The 7,843-nt window shown below is 70.9% G+C and carries 9 protein-coding genes and 1 pseudogene; 2 read left to right on the forward strand and 8 right to left on the reverse strand.

The features are described from left to right. The coding region (locus tag AC2VOK_RS16570; protein ID WP_428901455.1) for an L-aspartate oxidase at window positions 1-1,238 on the reverse strand (1,238 nt) is incomplete at its 3' end. Continuing rightward, on the reverse strand, window positions 1,235-2,284 hold the full coding sequence (gene nadA / locus AC2VOK_RS16575) for a quinolinate synthase NadA (protein ID WP_428901456.1): 1,050 nt from the start codon (window positions 2,282-2,284) through the stop codon (window positions 1,235-1,237). The genes nadA and AC2VOK_RS16570, both read right to left, overlap by 4 nt. A 45-nt stretch (window positions 2,285-2,329) precedes the next feature. Here nadA and AC2VOK_RS16580 point away from each other — a divergent pair, with 45 nt between their 5' ends. Both AC2VOK_RS16580 and AC2VOK_RS16585 read left to right on the forward strand, forming a co-directional pair. Beyond that, window positions 2,330-3,055: an NUDIX hydrolase gene (locus AC2VOK_RS16580; RefSeq protein ID WP_421529993.1), complete on the forward strand. Its 726-nt coding sequence runs from the start codon at window positions 2,330-2,332 to the stop codon at window positions 3,053-3,055. A gap of 100 nt (window positions 3,056-3,155) precedes the next feature. After that, window positions 3,156-4,496, forward strand: coding sequence for a lipase family protein (locus AC2VOK_RS16585; RefSeq protein ID WP_428901457.1), 1,341 nt, complete (start codon window positions 3,156-3,158; stop codon window positions 4,494-4,496). On the opposite strand, the gene AC2VOK_RS16590 is transcribed toward AC2VOK_RS16585, so the two are convergent. The 6 genes and pseudogenes from AC2VOK_RS16590 to AC2VOK_RS16615 all read right to left on the reverse strand — a co-directional run. Beyond that, complete coding sequence (locus tag AC2VOK_RS16590) at window positions 4,491-5,105, reverse strand: DUF2567 domain-containing protein (RefSeq protein ID WP_428901458.1); 615 nt, start codon at window positions 5,103-5,105, stop codon at window positions 4,491-4,493. The genes AC2VOK_RS16585 and AC2VOK_RS16590 overlap by 6 nt on opposite strands. After that, complete coding sequence (bsaP, locus tag AC2VOK_RS16595; protein ID WP_428901459.1) at window positions 5,102-5,329, reverse strand: biotin synthase auxiliary protein BsaP; 228 nt, start codon at window positions 5,327-5,329, stop codon at window positions 5,102-5,104. The genes AC2VOK_RS16590 and bsaP overlap by 4 nt, the downstream gene beginning before the upstream one ends. A 12-nt stretch (window positions 5,330-5,341) precedes the next feature. Then, the gene (bioB, locus tag AC2VOK_RS16600; protein WP_428901460.1) at window positions 5,342-6,376 is read right to left on the reverse strand and encodes a biotin synthase BioB; all 1,035 of its coding nucleotides are present in this window, start codon (window positions 6,374-6,376) and stop codon (window positions 5,342-5,344) included. 72 nt (window positions 6,377-6,448) lie between these two features. Further along, entirely contained in the window at window positions 6,449-6,958 is a 510-nt protein-coding gene (locus AC2VOK_RS16605; RefSeq protein ID WP_428901461.1) for a 2'-5' RNA ligase family protein, read from the reverse strand. Beyond that, entirely contained in the window at window positions 6,958-7,638 is a 681-nt protein-coding gene (gene bioD, locus AC2VOK_RS16610; protein ID WP_428901462.1) for a dethiobiotin synthase, read from the reverse strand. The genes AC2VOK_RS16605 and bioD overlap by 1 nt, the downstream gene beginning before the upstream one ends. Continuing rightward, window positions 7,635-7,843 (reverse strand): annotated as a pseudogene (locus AC2VOK_RS16615) (8-amino-7-oxononanoate synthase); the annotation flags it as partial. The gene bioD and the pseudogene AC2VOK_RS16615, both read right to left, overlap by 4 nt.

Here is a 7,843-nt window from a genome sequence, read left to right on the forward strand (position 1 = left end):
GCGCGAACCCGCCCGGCCGCCGACGCGTGCGTGGCCGCGGCCTTGCCGGCGCGCCCGCCGACCACCAGTCCTTCCAGCAGGCTGTTGGACGCCAACCGGTTGGCGCCGTGCATCCCGGTGCGGGCCACCTCGCCGGCCGCGAACAGCCCCGGCAACTCGGTCCGGCCGGACACGTCGGTGACGATCCCACCGCAGCTGTAGTGCGCCCCCGGGACGACCGGCATGGGCTGACGGACGGGGTCGATGCCCGCGGCCCGGCATGCGGCGCTGACGGTCGGGAACCGGGCCTCGAAGCTCTCGATGCCGCGGGCGTCGAGCAGGACGTACGGGTCGCCGGTGGCCTTCATCCGGGCGTCTATGGCCGCCGCGACGATGTCGCGCGGTGCCAAATCCGCCATCGGGTGGACACCGGCCATGATCGCATTGCCCTGCCGGTCAAGCAGTGTCGCGCCCTCACCGCGGATGGCCTCGGTGACCAGCGGACGGCGCCCGCCCGCACCGCCCCGGAACAGCATCGTCGGGTGGAACTGGATGAACTCGACGTCGCTGACCGCGACCCCGGCCCACAACGCCAACGCGATCCCGTCGCCGGTGGACCCGCTCGGGTTGGTGGTGGCGCCGTAGAGATGCCCGAGCCCGCCGCAGGCCAGGATCACCGACGGCGCGCTGATGATCCCGTGACCGTCCGGATTGCCCACCAACACCCCGGTGACCGCTTCTTCGCCCAGGGCGCCGTCGTGCAGCACGCGCAGGGCCACGTGGCCGGTGCGGATGTCCAGCACGGCCGCGGCGTGGTCGAGCGCGCGCTGCACCTCGGCGCCCGTGGCGTCGCCACCGGCGTGCACGATCCGGCGCCGGGAGTGCCCGCCCTCGCGTGTGAGCGCCCACCGGCCGGGGGCCGCTTCGTCGAATCGCGCTCCCTCACCGACCAATTCGGTCACGGCGCGGTAGCCGTCGGCCACGATCGAGGTGACCGCGTCGGGGTCGCACAGGCCCGCACCCGCGACCAGGGTGTCGGCGACGTGGGCGTCGATCGAATCGTCGTTGTCGGGCAGCACCACCGCGATGCCACCCTGGGCGTAGTGCGTCGCGGTCGTGCCGTGCGTCTGGTCGGCCTTGGACAGCACCACGACGCGGCGCCCGGAGCGCTGGGCGGCCAGGGCCGCGGCCAATCCGCCGACGCCGGTGCCGATGACGACGACGTCGGCGCTGTCCGTCCACGCCGCAGCGGCGGTCATTCCCCGCCGCCCGGCTGCCCGATTTCGATCATGCGCTGCACGCTGCGCCGCGCCGCCGCGGCGATGTCGGGGTCGACATCGACCTCGTCGGCACCCTCCACCAGGCAGCGCAACACGGCCGCGGGGGTGATCATCTTCATGTAGCGGCACGATGCGCGGTCGTTGACCGCCTGGAAGTCCACGTGCGGTGCCGCCCGGCGCAGTTGGTAGAGCATGCCGACCTCGGTGGCGACCAGCACCTTGCGGGCCCGCGTGACATTGGCGGCATCCAGCATGCCGCCGGTGGACAAGATCTTCACCCGGTCCGCGGGAAAAGCACCCTCACCCGCGAGGTACAACGCCGATGTCGCGCAACCGCATTCGGGATGCACGTACAGCTCGGCGTCGGGGTTCGCGCGGGCCCTCTCGGCCAGTTCGTCGCCGTTGATGCCGGCGTGCACGTGGCACTCGCCGGCCCACACGTGCAGGTTGGTTCGCCCGGTGACGCGGCGGACGTGCGCGCCCAGGAATTGGTCGGGGCAGAACAGCACCTCGCGGTCGGGATCGATGGAGGCGACGACGTCGACGGCGTTGGACGACGTGCAGCAGATGTCGGTGAGCGCCTTGACCGCCGCGCTGGTGTTGACGTAGGAGACGACGACGGCGCCGGGGTGTTCGTCCTTCCAGGCGCGCAGGTCGTCGGGGGTGATGGAGTCGGCCAGCGAGCACCCGGCCCGCTGGTCGGGAATGAGCACGGTCTTGTCCGGGCTGAGGATCTTGGCGGTCTCGGCCATGAAGTGCACGCCACAGAACACGATGGTGTCCTCGGGCGCCTCGGCGGCGATCCGCGACAGTGCCAGCGAGTCGCCGACGTGGTCGGCCACGTCCTGGATGGCCGGCAGCTGATAGTTGTGCGCGAGGAGGGTGGCGTTGCGCGCCGTGGCCAGTCGGCGGATCTCGGCGGCCCACTGCTCGTCGGCGTCCACCCCGGTGTAGCCGGAGGGCGAATCGGTGACGCCGGTGACCTTGTTTTCCGCGAACGTGTCCATGCCTTTCAGCACCGTCACGGCGGCTCCTTTCGGCTAGGAGGTTTTCGACTTAGAATCGAAAACATGTCCCATGGTAACACCGCGCACGAAGTGCTCGCCGTCGTGTTCCAGGTTCGCCCGGGGGCCGAGCCGGTGAAGGCGGGGGTTCGAAAAGAGAAACCGCAGCTTAACGTGCTGTTATGGCAGCGGGCCAAGGATCCGCAAAAAGGTGCCTGGTCGCTGCCGGGCGGGCGGCTGCGCAATGACGAGGACATGACGACCTCGGTCCGGCGTCAACTCGCCGAGAAGGTCGACCTGCGCGAGCTGGCACATCTCGAGCAGCTGGCGGTCTTCTCCGACCCGCACCGGGTGCCCGGTAACACCCGCAGGATCGCGTCGACGTACCTGGGCTTGGTTCCCCTCCCCGCCACTCCCGAGCTGCCCCCGGACACCCGCTGGCACCCCGTGAGTTCGCTGCCGCCGATGGCCTTCGACCACGGCCCGATGGTGACCCACGCCCGCACCCGGCTGGTGGCCAAGATGTCCTACACGAACATCGGGTTTGCCCTGGCGCCCACGGAGTTCGCGCTCTCGACGCTGCGCGACATCTACGGCGCCACCCTGGGCCACCCAGTAGACGCGACGAACCTGCAGCGGGTCCTGGTCCGGCGCGGGGTCATCACCCAGACAGGTTCCATCGCGCAGTCGGGGCGTAGCGGCGGGCGGCCCGCGTCCCTCTACCACTTCGTCGACTCCCGGCTCCGGATCACCGACGAGTTCGCCGCGTTCCGTCCGCCCGGCCAGCCGTGAAGGTTTGGTCCCGCGCGAGCCTGGTCACACTACGGCGGTTACGTTGTGGTTACCACCCGTTCATACGCGACAATGCCGGTTGGCCAAGAAGGGATCCCTCATGGTTGAACTCGGCAATCTGGCGGATGCACATGGCGCGGAGTGGATCGGCCGGCCGCCACACGAGGAACTGCAGCGCAACGTGCGCCCGCTGCTGCCCGCTGACGACCCCTTCTACCAGCCTCCACTGGGCTATCGGCATTCCCGGCCCGGCACCGTGCTGCGCTCACGCGACGTCGAGCTGGCGTTTCTGGGCCTGATCCCGCAGGCCGTCAAAGCCGTCCAGCTGCTCTACCGGACGACCGATCTGAACGGCGAGCCGGAGGCGACCGCGACCACCGTGATCGTGCCGGCCGAGCTCGCTCCCGGGCATGCCTGCCCACTGCTGTCCTATCAATGTGCGATCGACGCCGTGTCGTCACGCTGCTTCCCGTCCTATGCGCTGCGGCGCCGGGCCAGGGCGCTCGGGTCCATCGGCCAGCTCGAACTGTTTCTGATCGCCGCCGCCGTCGCCGAGGGATGGGCGATTTCGGTGCCCGACCACGAGGGCCTCAAGGGCCTGTGGGGCGCGCCCTACGAACCCGGCTATCGCGTCCTGGACGGCATCAGGGCCGCACTGGGTTCGGACCGGCTCGGGCTGTCACCGGCCGCGCCGATCGGGCTGTGGGGCTACTCCGGCGGCGGACTGGCCAGCGCATGGGCCGCCGAGATGTGTGCCGAGTACGCACCCGAACTCGACATCGTCGGTGCGGTGCTGGGCTCACCCGTCGGCGATCTGGGCAACACCTTCCGCAGGCTCAACGGCAGCTTCCTGTCGGGCCTGCCCGCGCTGGTGGTGGCCGCGCTCGCCCACACGTATCCAGACCTGGACCGCGTCATCACCGAGCACGCCAGCACGGAAGGCCTCGCCGTGCTGGAGTCGCTCGAGAAGATGACGACGATGAAAGCCATCGTCGCGATGGCGGGCAAGGACATGGGCGACTACCTCGACAAACCACTCGAGGACGTCCTGTCGACTCCCGAGGTCAGCTACGTCTTCGACCAGATCAAGCTCGGCGCCGCGGTGCCGGCGCCGCCGGTGCTGCTGGTGCAGGCCGTGCATGACTACTTGATCGACGTCAAGGACATCGACGTGCTCGCCGACGCCTACTCCGCCGGCGGGGCCCGCGTCACCTACCACCGGGACGCGTTCAACGAGCACATGCTCCTGCACCCGCTGTCGGCCCCGATGGCGCTGCGCTGGCTCACCGACCGGTTCAACGGCCGCCCGCTGACCGAGCACCTCATCCGGACGACGTGGCCGACGATGTTCAACCCGATGACCTACGTCGGAATGGCCCGGCTGGCCAGGATCGCCGCGAAGGTCGTCTTCGGCAGGAAGATCCACCGTCGTCCGCTATGACACGGCTGTGTCCGTGGATCCTCCCGCGCCCACCGGCAGCGCATCGGCGGGCCGGTGGGCCGCCGGCGAAGCGCCCAGGTCGTCGCGAGTGTGCGCCGCCGCCATCAGGGCGTAGACCAGTGTGGCGATGGCCGCGGGCCACAGCAGTGTCGCCGCCACCTGTAGCGGCCCGTGGGAGAAGAACACCGGTGGCGCCTCGATCACGTAGGCCACCGCCGGGCTCCCGGACAGCGGTATGGCGTCGAAGTCCGTCTCTCCGTAGCGCAGCCTGACCAGCACTGCGCCCACGGCGCAGGCCACGGCCGCGGTGGCCAGCATCCCGACGAACAGCCCGACGACCATTCCCGGACCGCGCCGGCGGCGCCACTGCCACCCCAGCACGGCCGTCACGACCGCCAGCGCGGTCAGCAGGCCCAGCAGCAGGCACGGGTCGTCGAAGAAGTGCTCGGATTCGGTGCCCAGATACTCGTGGACGCGCTCGCCGGCCCGGGTCTTGGCCGCCACCGCGTGGATGGGCGCGGCAATCCACGCCCACAGCGCGCCCAGCAACGCCCCGGTCAACGACAACGCCAGCGCCGCGCCGGCGAACACTCGCCCAGGACCGTTCACCGCCGGCCCTCCAGGTTCGAGGAGTCCACGTGTCCGTGCCGCGAGCAGTGTGCCCGCCAGCCGTCCGGACGGACCTGCACCACCATGCGGCGTCCGCACTCGGCGCAAAACCGTGGCGGCTCAAGGCCCTGCTGGGCCGCGGTCGGCACCACGGTCCCCCCTAACTCCCCGGTGTAGACGTTGTAGACGCCACCGCTGACCGGCACGCCCAGATCCTCGGCCACAATTGCCTATTCCTACAGGCTGGCGTTGAGCGCCTTGATCGGCATCTGCAAGTCGCCGAGCAATTCCAGGTCGGCTTCGGCGGGACGGCCGAGGGTGGTCAGGTAGTTCCCGACGATCACGGCGTTGATACCGCCCAGGATGCCCTGCTTGGCGCCCAGGTCGCCCAAGGTGATCTCGCGGCCACCGGCGAAGCGCAGGATGGTACGCGGCAAGGCGAGCCGGAAGGCGGCCACCGACTTCAGCGCCTCGCCGGCCGGCAGCACCTCCAAGTCCCCGAACGGCGTGCCGGGCCGGGGGTTGAGGAAGTTCAGCGGGACCTCGTCGGGATCCAGTTCGGCCAGTTCGGCGGCAAATTCGGCGCGCTGCTCGAGGGTTTCCCCCATGCCGAGGATGCCGCCGCAGCACACCTGGATGCCGGCGTCGCGCACCATCGACAACGTCTGCCAGCGTTCTTCCCAGGTATGGGTGGTGACGACGTTGGCGAAGAACGACCGCGCGGTCTCGAGGTTGTGGTTGTAGCGATGCACCCCCATCGCCTCGAGCTGCTCGACCTGCTCGGGGGTCAGCATCCCCAGCGAGCAGGCGATGTTGATCTCGACCTCGGCGCGGATCGCTTCGATGCCCGCCGCGACCTGCGCCATCAGGCGTTCGTCGGGTCCGCGGACCGCGGCGACGATGCAGAACTCGGTGGCACCCGACTTGGCGGTCTGTTTGGCCGCCTCGACCAGGCTGGGGATGTCGAGGCGGGCGCTGCGCACGGGCGACGCGAAGAGGCCCGACTGGGAGCAGAAGTGGCAGTCCTCGGGGCAGCCGCCGGTTTTCAGGCTGATGATGCCCTCTACCTCGACCTCCGGGCCGCACCAGCGCATCCGCACCGCATGGGCCAGGGCCAGCAGCTCGTCGAGCCGGTCGTCAGGCAGCCGCAGCACCGCCAGCACCTGCTCACGGCTCAGCCCCTCACCGCTCTCCAGAACCTGCCGGCGGGCTGTCTGCAGAATTTCGGTGTCGTGGCTGTCGGTGCTTGGCCGAGCCGCCGCCTGAGTCACCCAGTACTCCTTTACGCCGTGTACGAGTCCGCGTCCACGTTAGGGTAGCGGCCTGCACCGACCAAACCACGGTCAGCCGATCGGATGCTCGGCGCGCTTGGTGCCGTCCCAGCGGCGCAGGCCCGCGAACTGGCCGTCGATCTGACGCGGCCGGCCCGCGATGCGCAGCGCCCGGCTCAGCTGGGCGCCGCCGACGCGGCGGGCCAGCGTGACGTGCGCGGTCCATTGGCCAGGCAGGCTGTTGGGCATCGGCGACGGCGCCAGGTGCGGACCGCATAGCCGGTGCGCCTCGGCGTGCAGGGCCAGCAGTTCGCTCGTCGGCAGCACGAGCCGCGCGAACACCACGTTGTCCCGGCCGAACAGCACCGGCGCCCCGATGGTCGCCGGCAGCGGCAGCCGCGCGACCAGCGGGCGCAGCAGTTCGTCGACGTCGTTGTCGATCCGTTCGGCGACGGCCAGCGTGACGTGCGGGCGGCCGGCCGACGCCTGGCTGGGGATTTCCGCGACAGCCAGCTGCTCCCACATGCGACGGACGGCCGCCTCGGTATCGCGGTCGAAGACCAGCTCGATCGAGTGCACCATCAGCGGAGCAACCCGGTCACCCAGTCGCGGTCGAACGCCGCCGCGCTCATCTGCGCGAACTGCGCGGGATCAAGCTTGCCGGCCCCGGCGGGCAGCGCGGCGCGCACCGGGGCCATCCCGGCCAGCGCGGTACGGTTCGAGGCCTCCACCACGCCGGGCCGCGCCGGCCAGCTCCCGATCGCCAATCCCGCGCACGAAACACTTTGTGCTGCAAGCGCTTCCAGGGTGAGCGCGGTGTGGTTGAGGGTGCCCAGCCCGGCTGCGACGGCGACCAGCGCCGCGGCGCCGAGGTCGACGGCCAGGTCACGCACCGTGACGCCCCCCTCGGCGAGTTCGACCAGCAGCCCTCCCGCGCCCTCGACCAGGGTCAGCCTGCCGGGGCGGTCCAGGCCGCCGATGAGCTCGCGGAGTTGCGCACGGGTGGGCAGCGCCTTGCCGGCGGCCTCGGCGGCGGCGGCCGGCGCCAACGGCTGCGGATACCTCGCGCCGCCGGCGACCTTGGTGACTCCCGACAGCCGCGCCGCCTCGGCGAGGTCGTCGTCGCCGCAGTCGGTGCCGGTCTGGACGGGCTTGCACACCGCCACCTCGATGCCGGCCAGGCGGGCATGGCAGGCCAGCGCCGCGGTGACGACGGTCTTGCCGACGCCCGTGTCGGTGCCGGTGACGACCAGAACGGTCAACGGCGGGCCACGGCGAGCACGTCGGTCAGCACGCGGCGCGCAAGCGCCAGCTCGGCGGCATCCAGGGATGCGCGCGCGGTCAGCCGCAGCCGCGAGGTCCCGGCAGGGACGGTCGGAGGCCGGAAGCAGCCAACCTTCACGCCGGCGTCCAGGCAGGCCGCCGCGGCGGCCAGCGCCACCTCGGGCTCGCCCAGGATCACCGACA

Source organism: Mycobacterium sp. TH-M116 (assembly GCF_057473685.1).